Annotated in this window: 13 protein-coding genes; 7 read left to right on the top strand and 6 right to left on the bottom strand. The window is 35.9% G+C overall.

The genetic code is table 11. The features are described 5' to 3' along the window. Nucleotides 1–3 precede the first annotated feature (3 nt). The 7 genes from GWR14_RS08145 (at nt 4) to GWR14_RS08115 (ending at nt 11,227) form a co-directional block, all read left to right on the top strand. Nucleotides 4–1,407 (top strand): RagB/SusD family nutrient uptake outer membrane protein, encoded by a 1,404-nt coding sequence (locus tag GWR14_RS08145; protein ID WP_163408539.1) that lies wholly within the window; start codon nt 4–6, stop codon nt 1,405–1,407. A gap of 70 nt (nt 1,408–1,477) precedes the next feature. Further along, entirely contained in the window at nt 1,478–2,683 is a 1,206-nt protein-coding gene (locus tag GWR14_RS08140; protein WP_163408538.1) for a TlpA disulfide reductase family protein, read from the top strand. 194 nt (nt 2,684–2,877) lie between these two features. Beyond that, nucleotides 2,878–4,008 carry a TlpA disulfide reductase family protein gene (locus GWR14_RS08135; RefSeq protein WP_163408537.1) on the top strand — a complete coding sequence of 377 codons (1,131 nt, stop codon included), beginning with the start codon at nt 2,878–2,880 and terminating at the stop codon, nt 4,006–4,008. Nucleotides 4,009–4,222: 214 nt separating this feature from the next. Next, on the top strand, nt 4,223–7,009 hold the full coding sequence (locus GWR14_RS08130) for a M16 family metallopeptidase (protein ID WP_163408536.1): 2,787 nt from the start codon (nt 4,223–4,225) through the stop codon (nt 7,007–7,009). 117 nt (nt 7,010–7,126) lie between these two features. Further along, complete coding sequence (locus tag GWR14_RS08125; protein ID WP_163408535.1) at nt 7,127–9,130, top strand: protein-disulfide reductase DsbD family protein; 2,004 nt, start codon at nt 7,127–7,129, stop codon at nt 9,128–9,130. A 23-nt stretch (nt 9,131–9,153) separates the two neighbouring features. Next, nucleotides 9,154–10,641, top strand: coding sequence for an aminotransferase class V-fold PLP-dependent enzyme (locus GWR14_RS08120; RefSeq protein WP_163408534.1), 1,488 nt, complete (start codon nt 9,154–9,156; stop codon nt 10,639–10,641). Nucleotides 10,642–10,741: 100 nt separating this feature from the next. Then, on the top strand, nt 10,742–11,227 hold the full coding sequence (locus tag GWR14_RS08115; protein ID WP_246236305.1) for a GNAT family N-acetyltransferase: 486 nt from the start codon (nt 10,742–10,744) through the stop codon (nt 11,225–11,227). 431 nt (nt 11,228–11,658) lie between these two features. On the opposite strand, the gene GWR14_RS08110 is transcribed toward GWR14_RS08115, so the two are convergent. From GWR14_RS08110 to GWR14_RS08085, 6 genes are read right to left on the bottom strand one after another with little or no spacing between them, the layout of a single operon-like run. Next, nucleotides 11,659–13,398, bottom strand: a complete 1,740-nt coding sequence (locus GWR14_RS08110; RefSeq protein ID WP_163408533.1) for a RagB/SusD family nutrient uptake outer membrane protein — start codon at nt 13,396–13,398, stop codon at nt 11,659–11,661. Nucleotides 13,399–13,425: 27 nt separating this feature from the next. Beyond that, nucleotides 13,426–16,614 carry a SusC/RagA family TonB-linked outer membrane protein gene (locus tag GWR14_RS08105; protein ID WP_163408532.1) on the bottom strand — a complete coding sequence of 1,063 codons (3,189 nt, stop codon included), beginning with the start codon at nt 16,612–16,614 and terminating at the stop codon, nt 13,426–13,428. 18 nt (nt 16,615–16,632) lie between these two features. Continuing rightward, a complete protein-coding gene (locus tag GWR14_RS08100) occupies nt 16,633–18,102 on the bottom strand; it encodes a fasciclin domain-containing protein (protein WP_163408531.1) in 1,470 nt (489 codons plus the stop codon). A gap of 40 nt (nt 18,103–18,142) precedes the next feature. Further along, complete coding sequence (locus tag GWR14_RS08095; RefSeq protein ID WP_163408530.1) at nt 18,143–19,846, bottom strand: fasciclin domain-containing protein; 1,704 nt, start codon at nt 19,844–19,846, stop codon at nt 18,143–18,145. 7 nt (nt 19,847–19,853) lie between these two features. Then, a complete protein-coding gene (locus GWR14_RS08090; RefSeq protein ID WP_163408529.1) occupies nt 19,854–21,368 on the bottom strand; it encodes a RagB/SusD family nutrient uptake outer membrane protein in 1,515 nt (504 codons plus the stop codon). A gap of 15 nt (nt 21,369–21,383) precedes the next feature. Then, nucleotides 21,384–24,668 (bottom strand): SusC/RagA family TonB-linked outer membrane protein, encoded by a 3,285-nt coding sequence (locus GWR14_RS08085; RefSeq protein ID WP_163408528.1) that lies wholly within the window; start codon nt 24,666–24,668, stop codon nt 21,384–21,386.

Below are 24,668 nucleotides of genomic sequence, written 5' to 3'. Positions count from 1 at the left end.
ACAATGAAAAATCTATATAAAAATATACTTTGCGTTTTAGCATTAGGAATCACTTTTGCTTCTTGTGACGATTATTTAGATGATGTGCCAAAAGGTTCTAAAACACCTACAACTTTGGCAGATTATGAGGCTTTCATCAGAGATGAATATACTAACCAGCAGGTGAATGTTGAACAAGCATTAAACTTGATGAACGATAGGTTTCAAACAGCTGCGAATCTGGCCTACTACAGATTGACGAATGCTAATTATTTTTGGGATGAAAATGCCAATCGTATAGAATTAAATCAGGCGGATGAAACTACCTATTACAGAACTTATGCTGGAATTTCAACCTTTAATTTGATTATTGAAAATGCTTTAACAACCACAGAAGCGACTGAAGCGGATCAAAGAATTCTTTGGGCACAGGCAAAAATGTTGCGTGCTATGTCTTATTTTAATTTGACCAATTTTTATGCAGATACGTATACTACAGCCAATGCATCTAAATTATCTGTTCCCTTGATTACCAGTGCTAGTATTAATGCTCCAAGCAAGCAGGTAACGATTCAGGAAATGTATGATTTCATTTTAAAAGATGTAAACGAAGCTATTCCGTATTTACCAAAAGTTTCCGTAACGGCTTTACATCCAAATTTAGGAGCTGGTTATGCTTTTTCGGCTCGTGTGTATTTACAAATGAATAATTATACAGAAGCTTTAAAATATGCTGATTTAGCTTTGGCAGAAAACAATAAATTGTACGACTGGGTTACCTTTTATAATACAAATAAAACATTAATTGACACACCTAATTCGTATACAACGGTAGCATCACCGATGGGGTATAATTATGTCGAAAATTATACTTTCAGACACGGTTCTTCTTATTCTTTAGGAAGAGAATTAAGTATTCCGGTAGACAGAGCTGCTCGTTTTGAAACGGGGGATGTACGTTTTAAATCACGTTGGAAATTAAGAACAGTAGGTGCCGATACTTATTACTATTCAACATTGTCTGGAATGTATAATTTCGGAGGAATTACAACTGTCGAAGTATATTTAATCAAAGCAGAGTGTTTGGCTCGTGATAATAAAATTACAGATGCATTAACTGTTTTAAACACCGTTCGTAAAACCCGTATTCTTCCTGCTGATTATACTGATATTTCGACAGCAGACAAGACAACCGCTTTAAATGCAATTTTCAAAACAAAGCGTAACGAACTTATCTTAACGCTAATTCCATTTGCCGATGCGCGTCGTTTGAATGCAGAGGGAACTTATCCGTTTAGTTTGTCTAAAGTTTCTGAAGGAACTACTTATAATTTGTCTTCAACATCACATATGTGGACAATGCCTTTCCCACTTGGAGCTACCAGTAATCCGGGGAATGGAACATTAACACAAAACGTTCCTAAATAATTAACTTAACAAAGCTTCCTGATTAGGAATCTCCGAAAGGGGAGCTTTATTCTAAAAATATCAATCAAAAATGAATACAATTAAATATAAAATATTAGGATTATGTATCTGTCTGTTTGTTTTTTCAAACAATACTCAGGCACAAAAGAAAAAAACAGCAGCCCCTGCCGCAACGTCTTATACTATTGATGGGACTATAACAGGTCTTGCAGACGGAACAGCAGTAGAATTAGTTCCGGGCGCAACACATTCATCAGAATCTCCAATTGCTAAGACCATTCTTAAAGACGGAAAATTTACGTTTACAGGAAAATTAAATGAGCCACGTTTTTTCTACCTCATTTTTGGTAAAAACAAAGGAAGTATTGCCGTAATGACTGAAAATGCGAAAATAAGCGTGAGCGCTCAGGGAAGTGTTTCAACTCAGGAGGGAGAATATATAAGCTTTAAAGACGTCTCTGTTACAGGTTCTAAATCACATGATTATTATAAAAAGGAAACTGCTTTCAGAGATGAACTTGAGAAAGATTATACTGCTTATCATACCAAAGAGTCAAACGAATTGAGCAAATTAATAGGCGCTGCAAGAAAAGATAAAAACACAAAAACAGCAGATTCTCTTCAAAATCTTCCGGTTTGGAAAAAATTTGAGGCTGATGAAAAAGCATTTTTTACTAAAGTAGAAAAAACAACAAATGATGTAATTACAAAACATAAAGATTCCTGGTGGGGGCCATTTTTTATGATGACTCAGTACAGTTATTTTACACCGGAACAAAAACCAATTTATGAGCAGTTTTCAGACGTTGCTAAAAAAAGTTATTACGGACAAGTTGCAGATAAAGATCTGAATCCAAAATCATTAATTGGGACAAGTGTTGCCGCTTTCAATTTAAAAGACAAAGACGGAAAACCATACAATGTAAAAGACATTGTAAAAGGGAAAAAATATATTCTGATTGATTTCTGGGCTTCATGGTGTGGACCATGCCGTAAAGAAATTCCAAATTTAAAAACAGCTTATGCAGAATATGCAGCAAAAGGTTTTGAAATTTTAAGCATTTCTATTGATAAAGACGAAAAAGCATGGCAAAAAGCATTAGGACAGGAAAATATGCAATGGCCAAACTTGCACGACGATGATAAAGTAAGTAAATCGTTTAATGTAAAAGCAATTCCGGCAACTTATTTAGTAGACAGTAAAGGTGTTATTATCAGCGATAATTTGAGAGGTGCCGCATTAGAAGAAAAATTAAAAGAATTATTGAAATCATAATAATTTAAAGCTAATTTTTAACCACATAGAAACATAGTTTTATATGTGAAAGTCAGAATAAAAAGAGAAATTTATTTCTCTCACATTAGAGCATTCTATATGTCTTTTAAATTAGTGAAATGACTTTTTTAAAAGCTTCAAATCTATGTTTCTATGTGTTTAAACATCGAAATTTTAAATAAAAAAATAGCAGCATGAAAAATACAATCTTAAAATCGGGTTTGGCAGCTTTAACGCTTGCGGCCGCAATTACCTCCTGCTCGAAACAGGAAGGTTTTACGATTAACGGAAACATTCCGGGACAAAAGGACGGAATGATTTATTTAGAATTTCTTGATGGTGACCAAACCGTTGTTAAAGATTCTGCAAAAATCGTTGACGGCAAATTTAGCTTTGCAGGAAAAGTGGAAGAGCCTTTGCGATACAGTATTAAACTAAAAGGACAGGAATACGGTAAAGTTTTTATACTTGCTAATGAAACTATTGAATTTACTGCTCATAAAGATTCTGTTTATATGGCAAAATTATCAGGAGCAATTCAGGATTCAATTTATGGTTCATTCTATAAAAACGAATTTAAAAAAGTACAGAATATTGCAGGTCCTATTTACAAGCTTTCGGATTCATTATCGCAAAACGGAAAAGTTAAATTATCACCGGAACAGCAAAAAGATATTGACAAACGTTTCGCTGATTTGCAAGTGCTGGCAGACGACCTGACTTTTAAATTTATCAAATCACACAAAGATCAGCTTGCAGGAGCTTTGGTTTTGGATGATCGTCTGGTAACTTACGGAACTCCGGAACAGGTAACTGAATATTTTGCGGTTTTGACTCCTGAGGTGCAAGGCTCGTATTTTGGTAAAAAAATAAAAGAAGGAATCGAGCTCAATAATAAAACAGCTGTAGGAGTTGCAGCGCCACAATTTTCTCAAACTGATGTGAACGGAAAAGTGGTAAAATTATCTGATTATAAAGGAAAATATGTATTGGTTGATTTTTGGGCAAGTTGGTGTGGACCATGCCGAAAAGAAAACCCAAATGTAGTCTTGGCATACAAAACATACCACGACAAAGGATTTGATGTTTTGGGGGTTTCATTAGATGATAAAAAGAATCTTTGGGAAAAAGCAATCGAAAAAGACGGTTTAACCTGGACGCACGTTTCAGATCTTAAAGGCTGGAAAAACGAAGCTGCTGTTTTGTACGGCGTAAAATTAGTACCGACAAACTATCTGATTGGCCCAGACGGAAAAATTGTGGCTAAAAACCTTAGAGAAGCTGAACTTCAGTCTAAACTGAAAGAGATTTTCAGTAAATCATAAAAACTAAATTGATTTATAATTCAACAAAATTAAACACATAGAAACATAGATTTATTTCTTTTCAAAAAGGATATAAAAGAGAAACACATTTCTCAACACATAGCTATGTTTTTTTGAATAAGTGAAAAGTCTTTTTACGGTTACAAAAACTATGATTCTATGTGTTTAAACCAAATAGCGAATTATAAATTTCTTCAAAAAAATATCAAAACAAATGAAAAAATACATCTTTCTGGGCTATTGCTCACTGGCTTTCTGCACGCTTGTTTCTGCGCAGGGCAAATCAGATAATTTTAAGAAAATAAAAGAGTTAGGCGGAATCGAAGAATATTTGTATCAGCCAAACGGAATGAATATTTTGCTTTTGCAGGACAACGCTTCGCCAGTTGCAACGGTACAGATTGTATATCGTGTTGGTTCTAAACATGAAGTGTTGGGCAACACGGGATCAACGCATCTTTTAGAACATTTAATGTTTAAAGGGACTCCGACTTTCAACAAAAAAAGCGGGACAACTATTACAGATGTACTCCAAAACACAGGGGCACAGTTAAATGCGACAACCTGGTACGACCGAACCAATTATTTTGAAACGCTGCCAAGTGACAAAATTGGATTGGCTCTTCAGATTGAAGCTGACAGAATGCGCAATTCTTTATTGACCAAAGAAGATAAGGAAGCAGAAATGACCGTTGTCCGCAACGAATTTGAACGTGGAGAAAACGATCCGAACAGTTTACTGGACAAAGAAATCTGGGCTTCGGCTTATATTGCACATCCGTATCATCATTCAACAATCGGATGGAAATCGGATATTGAAAAAGCTCCAATTGAGGTTTTAAAGAATTTCTACAATACGTATTATTGGCCTGATAATGCAACTTTAACCATTATTGGTGATTTTAAAAAAGAAAATGTTTTTGAATTAATCGAAAAATATTTCGGTAAAATTACAAAAGCGCCTCACGTAATGCCTCAGCCTTACACAGAAGAGCCTGAGCAATACGGTGCACGTAAAGTTGTGGTTAAAAAACCGGGTGAATTGGGTGTTGTGAATAAAGCGTATAAAATTCCGGGCGCTCTGCACGAAGATTTACCTGCTTTGAACATTTTAGGTGAAATCATTGGCGCTGGTCCATCGGCAATTTTAAACAAAACTTTTGTGGACAGCCGTATGGGAATTTACGCTTATGCCAGTGCTACAAATTTTAAAGAAGTAGGTCTTTTTACAATCGGAGTAGGTTTTCCAACATCATCAAAACATGAAGATATTGATGCCAAAATTAGTGAAGTAGTAGCTAAAATTCAGAAAGAAGGTGTGACTCAGGATGAGGTAAACCGTGTGGTGGCCAAAATCAGCGCACAGACTATTTTAGCCCGTGACGGGTCAGGTGTTATTGCATCAGAATTAAATGAAGCCATTGCTTCAGGTGACTGGACCGATTTCGTAACAGGAGTAGACCGATTGAAAAAAGTAACTCCTGCTGACGTTCTACGTGTAGCTCAGAAATATTTGGTGGAAGACCAAAGTACAACGGGGTATTTTATTCCGAAACAATCCGGAGCTCAAAATCAGGATGCGGCTCATGCCAATAATTTCATGTCTGAAAACGGTCCTTTTTATTACAGACATCCGAAAGAAGGGCATTCACATGAAGAGGCTCCTTCTGAAATTTCAGTAGAAAATAATACAGCAGAAATTACTTTTGATGAAAGTGTAACTGAAAAAACTGCTTCGGCCTTCAAGAGAGAAAAAGTAGCCGGAATTGATGTGGTTTCAGTAAAAACATCTGCTAAAGATTTTGTTACTGTTGCTGCCAGTATTTCATTAGGAAATTTTATCAATGAAACTAAAAATCCGATGGTTTCATCTTTAACAGCTTCTATGTTATCAAAAGGAACTACGCTGAATGATAAATTTAAATTCTCTGAAAAACTTCAAAAGTTAGGAGTTAATTTAAATGTAAGCGCTTCAACAACCAAAATAAATATTGGTTTTAAATGTCTTAAAAAAGATTTAGATCAGGTAATTGCTTTATTGGCAGAAGAAATCCGTAATCCTTTATTTGACCAGAAAGAATTCGAGAAAGTGAAACAACAATTCACAGGAAACGTTCAGCAAAATCTGAATGATCCGGGTGAAAGAGGAGATATTGCCTTGTCTCAGGCGATTTATCCAAAAGGAAATCCAAATTACAGCCTGAGTGTAGAAGAAGATTTAGCCAATATCAAAAATGCAACTTTAGAAGAAGTAAAAGCATTTCATAAAAAATATTTCGGTCCTGTATCGATGCATTTGGTAATTGTAGGCGATACTGATGGAGCGAATCTGAATGTTTCTTTGAAAAAATCATTTAAAAACTGGAATGGCGGAGTTTCCGAAACTTTAAAATTTGAAGATGCCGTAAAAGCAGCTGCAAAAACAGAAGTTGTTACCATTGCTGAAAAACCAAGTGCTGAATTGTATATCGGACAATATACAGGTTTAAAAAGAGCCGATGCAGATTATATTCCGTTTTACATTGCCAATTATACTTTAGGGGCCGGTTTTGCTGGTCGTTTGATGCAGACTGTTCGTGATAATGATGGTTTGACATATAGTATTTCATCTGGAATGGGAGGAAATATTCAAACCGGCGGTTTCTGGATGGTGAATGCTTCTTTCAATCCGTCATTATTTCAAAAAGGACTGGATGCCACAATGGTTCAGGTAAATAAATGGGTAAAAGACGGTATTACTGCAACAGAATTAGAAAATAAGAAAACCAATTTAATAGGAAGTTTTAAAGTTGGAATGTCTACCACAAATGGTATGGCAAGAACGATTTTAGGTTTTGTTGAGAGAGGTTTAGAGCCAAATTATATCGACCAATACCCGAAAGATATTGAGAAAGTGACTTTACAACAGGTAAATGATGCGATTAAAAAATACATTCAGTTAGACAAAATGATCATCATCAAATCTGGATCGCTAGACAAAGACGGTAATCCTTTAAAATAAATTTCATACGTAGTCTTTCATTTTTACAAAATCCTGGTTAGTTAATTATTTTGTTGAAAGGCCTAAAGAGCTGTTTCCGGACAGCTCTTTTTTTAAAATATCAAATCAAAAAATCCAATGAAAAATAGCATCATAACCTTCATGCTGCTGCTTAGTGCCGGCATGTTTGGGCAAATGTACAATCCGGTAAAATGGACTACGTCTGTAGAGAAAATCTCAGACAAAGAATATGTTTTGAAAGCTCAGGCCGTAATACAATCCGGCTGGCATTTATACGGACAATATATCGAAGAAGGAGGTCCGTCGAGAACAGCTTTTAACTTTAAAAATCCAAAGAAAAGTTTCGAATTAATCGGAAAAACGACTGAAGAAAAAGGGCATGAGGTTCAGGATAAAATTTTCGATATGAAAATTAAATATTTTGAAGATAAAGCGCTTTTTACACAAAAGATCAAATTCACTTCAGATGAGGTTTCAAATATCGCTGCCGAAGTTGAATTCATGGTTTGCGATGACAGCAATTGCCTGCCTCCGTCTTCTGAAGAATTAGCGTTTAAGATTCCGAATGTGAAGAAAGTGGCTGCAGCTGAAGAAACTGCCGTAACTAAAAATGACACTGTAGTGACAGAAGATAAAACAATTGTTGAAGCAGAAAAAACAGTTTCAAAAGCAGTTGCTGATCCGGTTAAAAAGCAGGAGTCAAGAGGATTTCTGAGCATTTTCATCATTGCATTTTTATCCGGTTTTGCGGCTTTGCTGACACCTTGTGTTTTTCCGATGATTCCGATGACGGTAAGTTATTTTACGAAGCAGAGTAAAACTAAAGCTGTGGGAATCAGAAATGCTCTGATTTACGGGTTCTCGATTGTAGTTATTTATGTTTTATTGGGGTCAATTGTAACCGCAATTTTTGGTGCCGATTCATTAAATGCACTTTCTACAAATGTCTGGTTCAATCTGATATTTTTTGTTTTACTGGTTGTTTTTGCAATATCGTTTTTAGGAGCTTTCGAAATTATGCTTCCAAATGCATTGGCAAATAAAGTCGATTCGCAGGCAGACAAGGGAGGACTGATTGGGATTTTCTTCATGGCTCTGGCTTTGGCAATTGTATCATTTTCCTGTACAGGTCCAATTGTGGGAACGCTGTTGGTTGAAGCGGCTTCAAAAGGAGGAATTGCACCAATTGTCGGAATGTTAGGATTCTCGATTGCTATTGCGCTTCCGTTTTCATTATTTGCAGCTTTTCCGGGCTGGCTGAATGCTTTGCCAAGATCTGGCGGGTGGCTCAATACTGTAAAAGTAGTTTTAGGATTTTTAGAACTGGCTTTAGCTTTCAAATTTTTATCCAATGCCGACTTGGTTTTACAATTGCACTGGCTGGAAAGAGAAGTTTTCCTTGCCATCTGGATTGCTGTTTTCGGAGCTTTGGCATTTTACTTATTCGGAAAAATTACACTGCCACATGATTCTCCGTTAAATCATATTTCGGTCGGAAGATTAAGTTTTGGGTTGATTGTTTTAAGTTTTACCATTTACCTGATTCCGGGACTTTGGGGAGCACCTTTAAAACTCATCAGCGGATTTCCACCGGCAATGCATTACAGCGAATCTCCAAACGGAATTGGCGGAGGAAACACGGAACCAGCTAATAAAGAAACATTGCCTGAAGGCGCAGAATATGGTCCACATAATATCATTACGTTTCATGATTATGATAAAGGAATGGAATACGCTAAAAAAGCAGGAAAACCGGTGTTGTTGGATTTTACAGGATATGCCTGCGTGAACTGCCGAAAAATGGAAGAACTGGTTTGGTCTGATCCAAAAGTTTTAGGTATTTTAAAAAATGATATAGTCCTGATTTCATTATATGTTGATGATAAAAAAGACTTGCCGGAAAGCGAACAATATGTTTCTGAAACTACCGGTAAAAAAATTAAAACGATTGGTAATAAATGGAGCGATCTTCAAATTAAAACGTATAAAGCCAATGCACAGCCTTTTTATGTAATTGTAGATCATAAAAGCGCTAATCTTGCTGAACCTTCTGCTTACAATCCTGATATTACAGCATATTACAGCTGGCTCCAGTCCGGAATACAGAACTTTAAAAAGTAAATGCTTTTAAAATAATAAACGAAATGGAAATTACTTTAAAAACAACCGAATTAGAACAATATTTTTCGGAGTTTCGAGGAAATATAATTGGAGTGAACCATACTTTTGAATCGGTTTACGGGAAACAAAAATTGTATTATGCTGACTGGATTGCCAGCGGGAGATTGTACATTCCGATTGAGGATATTATGCTCAATAAAATAGGTCCGATGATTGCCAATACCCACTCGTTTTCCAGTGAAACAGGTAAAGCATCTACATATGCCTATCAGCATGCAAGACAATTGATAAAAAAACATGTAAACGCCAAAGATTCGGATGTTTTGGTTACTACAGGAACCGGGATGACAGCTGCGCTGAACAAGTTACAGCGTATCATGGGATTGCGGTCTGCGGATAATATTTACAATGTAAAACTGAATTTTGATGATGAAAGACCGGTAGTTTTCATTACGCATATGGAGCATCATTCGAATCAGGTTCCGTGGTACGAAACGATCGCAGATGTAGTGGTCTTACCTGCAGGCGAAAACAACTTGGTTGATCCAAAAATATTAGCATCAGAACTTAAAAAATATGAAAACCGAACGTTGAAAATAGGTTCTTTTACAGCCTGTTCCAACGTTACCGGAATTATTACTCCGTATCATGAACTGGCAAAAATTATGCATCAGCACGGCGGTCTGTGTTTTGTCGATTTTGCAGCTTCGGCACCTTATGTCAAAATCGATATGCATCCTAAAGATCCCGAAGAACAATTGGATGCAATTTTCTTTTCGCCTCACAAATTTTTAGGTGGTCCGGGAACTTGCGGTATTTTGGTCTTTAATGAAAAATTATATAAATCCAATTTTCCTGATAATCCCGGAGGAGGAAATGTAAAATGCACAAATCCTTGGGGTGGTTATTATTACAGCGATGCTATAGAAGTAAAAGAAGATGGAGGAACTCCCGGTTTTCTTCAGGTGATGCGAACAGCTTTATGTCTGCAACTGAAAGAGCAGATGGGAGAGGGGAATATTCAAAACAGGGAGAAAGAATTATTGAAGCTCTGTTATTCGGAACTTCAAAAAGTTGATGGTTTATCTATTTTGGGCGATTTAAAAAGTGAGCGAATTGGTTGTGTTTCTTTTACAATAGAAAACATTCATTATAATTTAATTGTCCGTCTTTTAAATGACCGTTTTGGAATCCAGGTCCGTGGAGGCTGGTCTTGTGCCAGTACGTATGCACATTATTTATTGAATATTAACGAAGAGAAATCTACAGAAATCACAAACGGAATCCTTCAGAAAAACTTAACTGAAAAACCGGGATGGGTAAGAGTGTCGCTTCATCCGACATTGAAAGATGATGAACTGTTGTTTATTTGTAGAGCTATACAAAAAGTGGCGCTTAATTATGAAGAATGGCAAAAAGGGTATCAATATAATCCGGTAACAAATGAGTTTGATAATCTTTTGATCAGAGAAACTATTGAAGAAGATGTGAAGGATTGGTTTGTGTTCTAAATAAAAAAAAAAAGAAAATCTCCAAAGTCAGATAGATTTTGGAGGTTTATTGTTTAAAGGGAAAAAGGACTTTGTTTAATTTTACTAAAATTTTAAAACTATGATTACTTTTAGAAATGCTACTTTGAATGATCTTGATGTTATTAGTGAAATTGAAAATATTTGCTTTCCGCCTAATGAAGCTGCATCAAAAGAATCATTTTCTAATAGGATAAAAGTTTATGCAGAACATTTTTGGCTTCTGGAATCTGAGGGAAAGTTAATTGGTTTTGTAAACGGAATGGTCACGAATCAAAATACGATTAGTGACGAATTGTTTAACGAAGCATCACTGCACGATAAGGATGGTAAATGGCAAAGCATTTTTGGGATTGCCGTAGCACCAGAATATCGCAATCAGGGCTATGCAGGGAAGTTGATGAAGTATTTAATTGCACAAGCAGAAATTGAAGGGAGAAAAGGTGTGATCCTGACTTGCAAATCGCATTTAATTAAATACTATCAGCGTTTTGGATTTGTTGATTTGGGAGTTTCCCAATCTGTTCATGGCGGAGAAGTCTGGAATGATATGGCACTGACTTTTTAGAATGTATTCTAAAAAAACAGCCTTCAAAATCAAATTGATTTTGAAGGCTGTTTTTTATTTAAATTTTAAATCATACCGTTGTTCATAAAAAAATCCCATCCTTGTGTTTCTTCAGAACTGGTAAGTTCAAAACCAGTTATTTTATACATTTTACGTGTTTTGTCCTGAATGCCTGTTGGAAGTAAAAATGCATTTTTATTTTTTCTACCTGCAAAAATCTATTGAATAGGTTACAATTAAATCTCTTTTTGAAAATAGCTGTTTGGTAAAGACAGCAACGGCATCCTTTTGCTGCTTTCTTTAAGCGGGTAAAGATGTAGTGGATGGCCGGATTGGCTTCTGAAAAATAAAAAACCTTAGTAGTAAAACGAATTACTTCTAAGGTCTTTTTTAAAATAGGTTGTGGCGGTATTTCTTTGTTCTATAAAGTGTTACCAGTTAAAAGGTAAATACCAATTGTTAACATTCATCAATTTTGCACGCACTTCGCTTGCTTTACCATTTCCTTCTTTGCTAAGTTTTTCATAAATCTTATCAGCTAAAAAGGCAGGGTCATTTCTTCGTAAAGCAATACGTACCAAATCTTCCCAACGGTTTCCTTCGTATGCCAGCTCTAAAGCATCTTCCTGGATAATATTGTTTTCGGTTGTTATTACATCATCTCCAACTGCCCCAACAAATTTCATGAAAGCTCGGCCACGGATTCCGTCATTACGATGCCAGTTTCCTCTATAAGAAGGGTAATCTCCCATACGGGCATCAAAATCATAAGGGAAAGGTAATTTAGTTTGCTGAACATCCGTAACGTCTGTAGGTGCTGGACTTGGAGTGTAAGCTCTTCTGATACCATTATTTAAAATAGCATATGCAACTTTTTGCTGGTTATCCCTATTGGCTGCTTCTGCATAACGAAGATGTAATTTTGCTGCACGGTATAAAAACCATTGTCCTTTTGTATTGGCAACTCCTGTTGAAGCTACAGCTTCACTACTGTAAAGGTATTTCATAATTACAGGGTCTCCATTTACGATATTGTAAGTAAATTTCTGACCACGAGCATCATAAGGAATGTCATTGCTTTGTTTCTGGCTGTTCCATAAATCCATAGCACTTTGGGATGGTTTAACCAAATAATCGCCATTTTTGTTAGAGAATAAAGCAATAAATGGGTTTTTAGGTGCAAAATTATTTTCGAAAGGCAAAGACCAGATCCATTCTGAATTCCATAATAGATCTCTGTCTCTGGCAAAAATAGATCGCCAGCCTTGTGTATTGCTATTGATTAAAGTTGTAGCGTCTTGTTCAGAATATCTTAAGTAACCTACAGCTAAATCATCGTGAGTAATAACCTCTGCAAACTTTACTCTGTAAGTATTGTATAATTCTGTATCAGTACCGCCTCTGGTTCCTGTCTCCATAACGTTTTTGTAGTGTGCAGCAGCTTCCTGATAATTTCCTTTCCAAAGCTGTAAATCACCTAGCAGACATTCTTTGTTAATAAAGAATTTTGCAGTGTTATAACCATCAATAGTAATTACCAGTGAACTTCCTACCGAGTATAAACCTTTGTAAGGTAGGTTCTCCGTGAATAAAATCAGTTTGTCTAATAATTGATCAAATGGTAATCTCGGGTATTTAGAAATGTTTTTTGCATCTTCAATATTTTCAATTGATTCGGTGATGTAAGGAACACTACCATAGTGAATTCCCAATTGTAAATATACCCAGCTACGGATTGCTCCAATATCAGAATATCGTTCATTGTACTGCTCCTGAGTAAATCGCTTTTTTTCGAGCATCATATCGAAATTTTTAAGCACATTGTTGCAGTTTTGGATAACCACGTAGAAATCTTTAGGATTTGCATAAGGGTTATTTGCTGAAACATTGTGTTCTGAAATTTCTTTTAGATAAGGTGTCGAATTTCGCGTTGTACTCATTAGGTCTGCCCGCATTTCATTCAAAATAATATTTTTCTCTGCAAGCGCCATAAATTTTCCATAAACACCTATTACAGCAGCATCAGCATCATATATATTACGGTACATTTGCTCTTCAACAAGCTTATCCTCAGGCTGTACATCCAGATAATCAGAACAGGAGTTGAGGCCAAATGTGAGCGCCATCATACCTAATAGAATGCTTTTTTTTGTTTTTGTAATTGTTATCATCTGTATCTTCTTCTAAGTGTAAAATAATTAAAGCCCTAAACGCAATCCTAATTGGAAACTTGTGAATTGTGGGGCTAATCCAACATCTGCTCCCTGACCAAATATAGATGAGGTAGCACTAAATTCAGGATCATATCCCAAATAATTTGTCAGCGTAAACAAGTTATTTGCAGTGGCATAAATTTTTATGGCTTTGATATAATTCATTTTTTCAACATTAAAATCATATCCCAGTACTAAAGTTTTAAGTCTTAAATAAGAACCATCTTCAATCCATCGGTCTGAAAAACTGGCATTTCCCATTGGGTCTCCCCAAACTGCTTTTGGAATATCAGTTTGTTGTCCTTCAGCTCTCCAGCGATTTGAAACAGCAACACTTTGATTCTCGTAGCCGCTCATTTTCTCAAGATTATAACGTACTCCGTTATATAAATCGTTTCCTGCAGAAAAAGTGAATAGTCCCTGAAGGCTAAAGCGTTTATATGTAAAATTTGTTGTAAAGCTTCCGGTTAAATCCGGGTTTGGATTACCAATTACCATACGGTCTTTATCATCTATAACTTTATCACCATTTTTATCTGTAAAACGCATATCACCACCTGCAAAAGGAACTAATTCTCCATTGCTTAAGCGTTTTGAATATCCATCAGCCTGAGCCTCTGCAGTTGTAGAATAAACACCATTTGTCTGTAAACCATAGAATAAGTTTGCATCATTGCCTACAGATGTAATATATGTTGCTCCGCCAAACTGAGTAAGGATATCACCATTTGGAAGGGCTTGTACTTTGTTTTTGTAAGTAGCTAAATTTAAACCAAAATCAAAAGTAAAATCAGGAGAACTTATAACGCGGCTATTCAAAGACAATTCAGCCCCTAAAGTCTGCATTTCACCACTATTAGAAACTACATAGTCGAAACCTGTAGCATTGCTTACAGATTCATAAACAATCATATCGTCTGTTTTCTTTCTGTAAAAATCCATAGAAAGATTGATGCGTTCGTTAAATAAACCTAAATCTGCTCCTAAATTCATTTTTTTAACGGTTTCCCATTGAAGGTTCGGGTTTCCAATATTACCGCTTACCAAGCCTTGTACACCTAATAAGTTTTGAGAAACGTAATATTTTTGGGCAGTAAAGTTTCCGATGTCATCATTTCCGCTTTCGCTAATGGTACCTCTTAATTTTAAGTAATCGATAGTTTTTGAATTCTTCATAAAATTCTCTGCAGAAACCATCCATGCTCCTGTTATAGCAGTCATAAGGGAGAATTTATTATTTCCATTCTCTTTATCTCCAAAACGGCTTGAACCGTCAACAGCATAACTTGTAGTCAGGAAATATTTATTATGATAATTATAATTTGCACTGGCATACATATTAAGCCAGTTCCATTCTCCTAAGGCTCCTCCAACCTGGCGCAATAGGTTAGATCCGGCTCCCACACTTGTAAAGTCATCTGTAGCTGAATTGTATCCAAGACCTAAATCGCTTTCAGAATGATTGCTTTGTGTTCTAAAACCAAAACGGACTTCTACTTGTTGGTCGTCTTTAAACTTCTTAAAATAATTTGCAAATGTGTCTGTGTAAAGGCTGTTTAAAATTTGAACTTCACTTCCTGAACGGTTTTTAGCTATGGCAGTAGGCAGAATAACATCGGCTACTCCTTTATCAGGAATGAAGAAAATCTCACGCTCTTTGTTATAAGTAAGTCCGAAAAGAGTATTTACGTTCCAGGCATTATTAATAACATATTTAAAATTAAGGTTTCCAAAGAAACGGTAGTTTTTGTTGGTTCCAATTCCGTTCTCTAAAATCGCTCTGGGATTACTTACATTAAAATCGTCAGTATCTGCCAGGTTTGGAGAAGCATTTCCTTCGTCATCTATAGCATTAGCTGCTAAAAATGGGGACTTTGTAAGGGAAAGATATATCGGGCTGGTTTTGTAAGCAAATCCCTGATCCCTTTGTTCCTGAAGGTTATTAATGAAAGACATGTTGGCATCTACGTAAAGTTTTTCAGTTAAACGCAAAGCAGCGTTTAAACGGGTACTGTAACGTTTTGATTCTGTATTTTCTACAATTCCCTGATTATTAAGATAACCTACTGATAAGCCATATTTTGCAATATCATCTCCTCCGCGTACTTTAAGGAAGTAGTTTTGGCTAAAACTTGATTTGAAAACTTTATCCTGCCAGTTGGTTTCGTTATGATATTTATAATATCCCGGAACCAATGGATTGTCATTCATATAAGGAAGAGCCGCAATTTGATCCTGAGAAAGACCACGGGTAGCTTCTAGTTGCGAAATATGTGTACGATAGGCATCTGCACCCATAACCGGCAATTGGTCAGGTGTCTGGTTGGCACTTCCGTACATGGTAAAGTCAATTTTTGTAGTCAGTTCTGTTGGACGTGTAGTATTGATAATAAGTACACCATTGGCACCTTTGGTTCCGTAAAGAGCACTGTCGTCTTTTAGTACGGTGATGTTTTCAATATCTTTAACATCAATGTTATCCAAAGGAGATGATGTGTTGTTTTGTATAATTCCGGAACCGTAATCTTCATCGTCATAAATCATTCCGTCTACAATGATCAATGGTTTATTTGTTCCGTACAAAGAAGTAAAACCACGCAGGTTTAAATAAGCACCAGAACCTGGAACACCAGATCTTCTAATACTGTTAAGTCCGGCAGTTCTTCCCTGAAGAAAATCTCCAACAGATTCTTTAACAGGACTTGACCATTGGTTAGTTTTAAAATTAACCACATTTACAGCTTTAGTGCTTCCGTATTGCAGTTCTGCTCCGGTAGGCAAATTGGCTATTTGGTAAGTTGGCGAATAATACGCTTCGTATAAAAAGATTTCTAAATCTGAATTTCTGTTTTTAAGAGGGAAGACTTTAGTTTGAAATTCCTGTCCGCTTACAGTCAACAGTGCTTGTAAATCGGGAACATTGATTTCAAAGCTACCGTCGTCATTGGTAATGGCTGCTGAAAAGTCTTTAACTACTACATTTATCCCTGATAATCCCGCTTTTGTTTTGGCATCTTTAACAATGCCTTTGACTACAATGCCTTTTTTTATTTTAGGAGTAGCAGTTACAGTGGTTGCAGTTGAATCCTGAACGTTTTGAGCATATAAGGATGTGCTAAGGCTTCCTGCTAGAAAGATACTTAACGCACAGGTTAGTTGTAAATTTTTTAACATATCTATTTTTATAAAATATTATTTAACGTCAGGAACAAATTTTAAATAATCAAGAATCATGGTATTATTACCTACTGTAGTTGTGTTGGCTCCATAAAGAGTAATTCTGTCAATATCCTGAGCATTTGTTAAGGTAAACTCGCCTAAATATACATCATCATAAACTCCGATTTCAACGTTTTTTAAACCAAAATCTTTGATTACTTCATTTGGATATTCAATGCCATCTCTAAAAACTCTTCCCACAGCTAATCTTTGTTGAAAAACAGTAGCATTTGAACTGTAATTATTGATGTTAACGGCTCTCCAATACACTTTGTAAGTAATGCTAAATAAATCGGTTGCCCTGTAATTCAGCTGAAATAATGATACTCCCGAATTGTATACCATAACATCTTTGAAAAAAATGTCGTTAAGATCTTTTTGTTCACGGTAGAAAATCTTACTACGTAAGTTGGACGGAGAGAAAGAAACATTATTTTCGCCTTCTATTTTAGTAGTTACCAGACGATCTTTAAGAGGAACATCCACTTTTTTCATGCGATATACAACCCCATTACTTAATACGATAGGATCACCAATAATCTGTGTTTTATCTATTGTTACTTTCACTCCAAAACGGGTAGTTAATTCGTTTGGTAATTCGTTTGGCATATAAGCTTTAGGAAAAACCATGTCCCTAACAGTAAAATACCTTGAATAAGTAGCAGTTAAATCTGCGGTAGACTTGTTTAAATAAGGTTTAAGTTTGTCTACTTCAGTACTATAACCGTCATCTTCCATTAAAAATAATGTGTAAGTATTCTTTTCATTGTTTACATTGTATACATTCTTTAAAAAAGAATTGCTTAGAGAATCTGCAAGTGCCCCCGGAATAGCATTTTCTTTGGCAGTAATATCAGAATCATAAATGTTTAATTCATTTAGGCTAACCAAATAATTACTCATTGCTGAGGAAGCTGTCTGAGAATTGATGTATTCCCAAATGTTCTTTTTTGGCGCAAGTGATTTGTTGATAATATGAAAGACTCCGTTTTTAGCATATTTATCGGAAGTAAGAATAGTGGCGTCGCCTATTGTTGCAGTTCCTTTAAATAATAAGTATTTAGGGCCAAGCATTTTAATTTTCTCCGAGGCATTATCTCTTACAGAAGAATATGCTGTTAGTGTAATATGATTTTGTACAAATGCAGTAACCTTTTCAGGAGTATTTAAAAGTGAAGCGTCAACCTGTGCCATGGCATCATTTGTAGGAACAAAAACGGTATAGGTTTTCGAACCAGCCAAAATTTCGTCATAACCTGATTGTGCTAATAACTCTGCAAACTTTGATGTTTCGGGAGTATTTGCAATAGCTTCGGTAAGAGTGATATTTAAGTTGTCATCTCCATTATTTTCGCGGTCAGACCAAGGATCGGAGCACGAAACTAACGCTAATGTCAGAATACCGGCAAAAAGTTTTTTATTAATTAGTTTTAATGAGATCATTTTTAGGTAATTAAGTTTTGATTAGTGTGCTTTTTGGTTTTTAATTTGGAGCCAGCTGTCCAAAACCTTCTCCTCCGGATTTTAATTTTGGATATAGTTGGTCCATATTGATTGGTCGGAATTCTACCACATCCATCCAGGCAGTATCTCCAGGGTTAGATAATGATTCAAAGGTTATAGTATGTCTACCGGTAGTTTGTACATCGATAACACCGCAAAGCCTGCTGTTGAATCTGTTGGTAAAAGGGTCAATATGGCTTTTATAACCTTGTGATTCTAATACCCTTTCATCTATATTATTAACACCCTGTTCCTGAAAGTTGATAAGTCTTGGCAGGGCAACACCATCAAAATAAGCTCTTACAATAGGGTTTTTAGCACTTTTCCATCTGTAAGAAACCCAAACTTTATATTTTCCTTTTATAATTACCGGTGTTTTGAAAGCAATATTTTGGGTATTCCCATTTCTAAAACGGAAAATCTCAATCACATCTCCATTCCACGCACGATCCTGATAACTGGAACTTCCTTTCGCAGCACAAACATAGGTTAGTGCATCAGTACCATCCCAGGTCACTTCGCTAAAAAGAGATTTAGCAAGCGCAACATAATTACCTGGTTTTCTAAAAATGGCACTTAATTGTCTGAATTCTGGCTGATCTCCCAAATCGAAATAAACAGGTGCAGGGTTTCTCTTTTTAATAAAGAAATTTTGGTCAACACTATGAACTACTCCGTTAGAAGCAGTGATGTCACTGCCTGGACGGTTTACAGGAATTCCTTTTTCCAGAACACCATTAAAAGTTTCTTCATTTAATAAAATGTTACCTGTAGCAAGTTTTACACTAATTACTTCAAGGGGAGCTTTTGTTTCCAATGAAGGAGTAACTGCTAAATCGGCTAAATATTGAAGTTTTGGTAAAATTCGGTAGCTCACAAAAAGATTTAAACTGTCTTCCGGATTTAGAGGATCATTTAGGTGACTGTATTTTGCTTTTAAATCGGCTAGACTGTTAATTCCTGCAGCTTTAAAAACCTCATTTGTTTCAGTCAGTACGGTTAAATGTCCTGAAAGTGTTGTTTTTCCTTCGACTGTTGTAGAAGTTAACGGTTCATTTAGTTTTTCAAACCATCCGGTAGCTTTCAAAGCTTCTGTAAATAATGAAAGTGATTGGTCTGCTTCAATGGTTTGTGCCAAAGTTTTATTAGCAACACGCAATACTTTATCAATTATATGTATTACTCCGTTTCCTACTTTTATGTTTGAAGAAGTAATTTTTGCTGTTTTGTTAATGGTAATACTAGAAGCACCGTCAACATTTGCTGCACCGGTAATGATAAACTGCCCTTGTTGGCTTGGTGTAGCAATTTTTCCATCGGTAAACGAAGTAGTAGCCACTTCCTGATCAAGGATATGAAGTTTTACTAATTCTTTTAAATCCTGCAGAGGCACATCTTTTACAGAAGCAGCTCCAACATCTGCTAAATAATTTTTTACAGCATTATTACTTGGCAGGAAAAGGGTATAAGTACCATAAGTATTCATAAAAGAAGAATAGTTCGTTATTTCTAATATTTCCAGAAACATAGAATATTCGTCATTTTGTCTTAAAAAATCAGTAATGTTTACTGTTTCATCAGTACGTTCATTGATTTTTTCAGAAGTACAGTTAAGAAATGCCAGGGTTAAAAAAACCACTAAAGTAAGTCTCATCAATTTTAGGAATGCAGTGTATCTTTTCATGACTTAATTATTTATAAAATGGATTTTGAACAAGTGCTTTATTAGTATATAAATCGTATTCATTAATTGGAAAATAATGACTATTTGGATCCTCAAGCTTCGCGATAATAGATTGCTGCTGATCTGCCGGAGCACTTATTAATGCCATGCTGATTAACAAATCCAAGCGTTCGTAATTGTTTCTTCTTGCATTTCGTAAAACATCAAACCAGCGTTTTCCTTCAAAAGCAAATTCACGTGCACGTTCTGCTAAAATGTAATCAATTACCTCAGATTTGTTGGAAGTATTTACATTTTGAGCTGTTAAGCTGATAGCTTTACGTTTAGTACGTATTTCGTCTATGATAGGAAGGGCTTCGTCTCCTTTTCCTAATTCTGCCAAGGCTTCTGCTTTTAATAGAAGCACATCAGCATATCGGTAAACAAACCAGTGTGTATCTGATTCCTGCAAAGCTTTGCGCTCTTCGGTATTACGCCCTATAAATTTATAAATTTCATTGGTTCCCGGAATCAAGGCACATCTTTCACCACGTACATCTCTGTTGTTTGCATTGCTAAAATCAACCCCGAAAACGTCTTCCAGTACATGAGGAGCAGCAATAAATTCCGGTCTTTGAAAGAACATGTCATAAAACGGATTTAAGTTTTGCGTGGTATATTGAAATTCAAAAATACTTTCTGTTGTATTTCCTAAGGCAAACACTCTGTTAAACCAACTGCTGTTACCTTCAATTAATTCAAATTTGCCTGAATCAATTACTTTATTGGCAGCAGTAAGAGCTTCGGTATATTTATCCATCCAAAGATAAACATCCGCCTGCATTGCATTAATAGTATACACGGTGATTCTTCCTTTGTTGGAAGCGACATTTCCATAATCCGTTACAGCATATTCTTCTGCTAATGTCAAATCTTTGATAACTTGTGCAAAAACATCATTTTGTGAGCTTTTGGCGATTTGAAAATTATCTTTATCGGAAAGAGTTGCTGTTAGTTTAATAGGAACATCTTTAAAAGTACGCGCCAGTGTAAAGTACATATAAGCTCTGATAGCCAAAGCTTCAGAAAGAAAATTGTTCAGTTGCTGCTGCGTTAGAGTAGGGTCATTATTTATTACTGCAGGAGCAAGTTCAATAACCGTGTTACAATAATTGATAACACGATAAAATGCCGCCCAGCTTGTTAAATCATTTGATGACAGGATGTTTGATGTCGTAATATCTCTTTGATCTGCAGTAATATTACCCCCAGGAGCAATCATATCTCCTCTGATTTCCCCAAACATAAACAGATATTCACTGATGTTGTAATCAGTACCGCCTGTTGGAATTTGTGCTGCAGGTGGTCTTTTTAAAAGTGAAGAATAGATACCGATAACGGCTGCCTGGATATCTTCTTTAGTTTTCCAGAATTCCTCACGTACGATTCCGTCTTCAGGTCGTAAATCTAAATAATCATCACAGGATGTTGCTGTAATAAAAATTAGAAGGATTGCCAGTATAGTTTTTATTTTAGTTTGCATAATCAGTGTTTTTATTTAGAAACGTGTTGTGATACCTATTGAGACACGGCTTGTAGGAGGGGTTCTTGAGTTGTCAATTGCAATCCCGAATGGATCTCCTGCTTTCATACTTACCTCAGGATCCTGACCCCTGTAGTTTGTCCAGGTATATAAGTTATCGGCAGTGATATAAGTTCTTATTTCATCCATTTTTAAGCGTTTTAATAATTTTTGTCCTAAAGAATAACTAAACGTCACTGAACGAAGGCGTACGAAAGAAGCATCTTCTACATAGCGGTCAGATCCCAGCCAGTTATATCCTGCACCATAAATCGCTCTTGGCATGTTGGTTACATCTCCCGGATTACGCCATCTTGATAAAGTTGCAGTACTTTGATTACCCCATCCATACATATTTGTCGTAGTCATATCTGTTCCGTTAATAATATCATAATCCATACGGAAGTTAAAGAACAATAATAACTTGAACTGGTTATTAAAGATGATATTAGGTCCAAATCCTCCAGTAAGTTTTGGATTACTATTTCCTAAATAAACTACATCACGGCTGTCAATATTTCCATCTTTATTAACATCTTCATAAATAGCATCACCCGGTTGGAATGTATAATCAGTATTTGGATAGTTAAATCTCATGTATACTGTTTGTCCATTAGGACCTGTAATTACATTTCCGTTTGCATCTCTGGCAAGAGTTGCTTCTTTGTCAACATACACTCCTTTGTAACGATATCCGTAGAAAGATCCAAAAGGGCTGTTTTTTTGAAGAAAACGTTTGTATTCTCCGTTTCGGTCTGTATTTCCGCTTTCATTAGGGAAATATGGAGAAATTTCACGAATCATGTTTTCGTTGCTGGCAATGTTAAAGTTAAATTCAACTTTCCATTTTTTAGTTTTAATAGGTGTTGTAAAAAGACCTAATTCCCATCCCTGATTATCCATGGTTCCAACATTCTGATCCATTTTGCTGTATCCTGAAACAGTAGTAATATCAAGATCCTGGAAAATCATATCTTTTGTAGTATTTCTGTAAAACTCTACATCCAACTGAACACGTTTATTAAACATCTGAAGGTTGAATCCTATATTTTTTCCAATTAAGGTTTCCCAGCGGAAATTACTCAATTGAATATTTTGAGGATACACTCCGTTAAGACCTAAATATTCAGTACTGTAATTTCCATATACATTGAAATAACGGTAATCATATTTAGGAGCTTTTCCTGATTGTCCATAACTAAGTCTTAAACTCAGGTCATCAAGCCAGCTTATATTTTTCATAAAAGGTTCTCCTGAAATTCTCCAGCGGGCAGATGCAGAAGGGAATAAACCATATCTGTTCTCCTGACCAAATCTTGAATTACCGTCCGCTCTTAAGCCAACGTTTACAATATAACGGTCTAATAATCCGTATTGTGCGTTCAATAAACTACCTACAGTTCTGGTTTGGCTGTTACTGGTATATAAATTCAGTTCTGAATTTTGTGTTCTTGACGGATTCGATGGATCTGTAAGTAAAGAAGATGCTGTGTTCGAGGTGATTACTTGATGTGACTCATAACGGGAATCATTCGATTGCAAAGATAAAAGTACGGATAAATTTTGTTTTTCGCCAAGATCTGGTGTATATACAAAATTAGTTTTAGTCGTAATATTTGCCATATCGACATCTACGTCAGAAGCGCGGTTCACTACAGTTTCTGTAATTGGACGTCCTGTAGCATTTTGTGGTAAAAAAGATTTGGCTTTTGTACTGTTAAAATCAAACTGTAAATCAAATGTTGAGATGAATCTTTTTGGTATAATGTCAACATTAATGTTAAAATGAGGTACAACTCTGTCACTTACCTGATTGTTAGTAGCAAATTCTGCCATAGCAACCGGGTTATAAGTACTAGGGTATCCACCCTGAATGTTTTGAGCTGGTGAGAAATAATTTGGTGTAAGTACTCCGTTTTGGTCATATTCAAAAATTCCCATGTTTGGCATTTTTCCGTAAGAAACGCTTCTTAGCAAATCTTTATCAGTACCCGAAAAATTATTCACATAATTACGGTCTGTATCAGAGTGAGTATAAGCAATATCTGTCTTAAAACGAATACGGTCAGAAACTACATAATCTAAGTTTAGACGAGTTGTAATACGTTCAAAACCAGTTCCGATAGTAACTCCTTTTGAATCATAATAACCAACAGAACCAAAATATCTTGCTCTTTGTCCACCTCCTTGTAAGGAAAGGTTATGATCCTGTATAAAGCCAACCTGAGAAATTGCTTTTGTCCAGTCTGTGTTGTTACTGTAATTTTTGTAGTAGTAAACTTCCTGTGGATCGTATAAAAATTCTTTTACATTAAGTGTATTTAAAGGTACTCCGGTTCTATTCATAAAAGCTTCCGGAATCAATTGTGAGTATTGATCACCACTTAGCATTGGGATAGCATCCGGCACTTTTGAACGTGTGCCTACAAATGTGTAACTGATTTTAGGAGCACTAATACCTCCACGTTTTGTATTGATGATTACAACACCCCCTGCTGCTCTGGAGCCCCATAAAGCAGTTGCTGCGGCATCTTTGTCGATTGTAATGGTATCAATGTCTGAAGGTGCAATATTTAACAATGCTGCATAACCATCGTCATCTGCAGTACCAAAGTTAAAATCTGCAGGAACAGATGTTTCGTAAGGCATTCCGTCAACAACAATCAATGGACTTGAAGAGCCTGAGATAGAAGAGGCCCCTCTAATTTTGATCTGCATTCCGGCACCAGGGTCACCACTGGAAGAAATAATATCTACACCGGCAATACGTCCCTGTAATTGTTCATCAATAGAAGCAGCCTGAGAGTTGGCTATATCAGCAGCTTTTATGGTTACAGAACTCGTTGTTTTGTTTCTGTCTGCAATGTTTAACAAACCTGTTTCCACTTTTTTCTGTCCTGTTACAACAACGTTGTCCAGAGAGGTAATAGTTGATACTAAAGCAATTTTTAAAGTGGTTTTCCCATTAACAGAAACCACTTTGGATTTATATCCTATGTTTGATATTAATAATTTATTGTTTGGGTTTTTAAGATGTATTGCAAAATTTCCGTCGATGTCTGATAAAACACCTCCAACGGTACGATTTTCTGAATCCTGTTCAACAATGGTAGCTGAAGGGATTGGTAAATTATCGCCTGAATCGACAACCTGACCACGGACTAAGGTATTTTTAGATTCCTGAGCCAAAGACGGTAGGGCTGCCAGAATAATTAAGGCAAATGAAAAACGGTAAATTAAATTGGTTAGATTTTGTTTCAT

Origin of the sequence: Flavobacterium ajazii (genome assembly GCF_010614725.1) — a bacterium.
Classification (GTDB): domain Bacteria; phylum Bacteroidota; class Bacteroidia; order Flavobacteriales; family Flavobacteriaceae; genus Flavobacterium; species Flavobacterium ajazii.
Note: the sequence above shows the minus strand (reverse complement) of the source record. Positions and strands in the feature narration are given on the sequence as shown.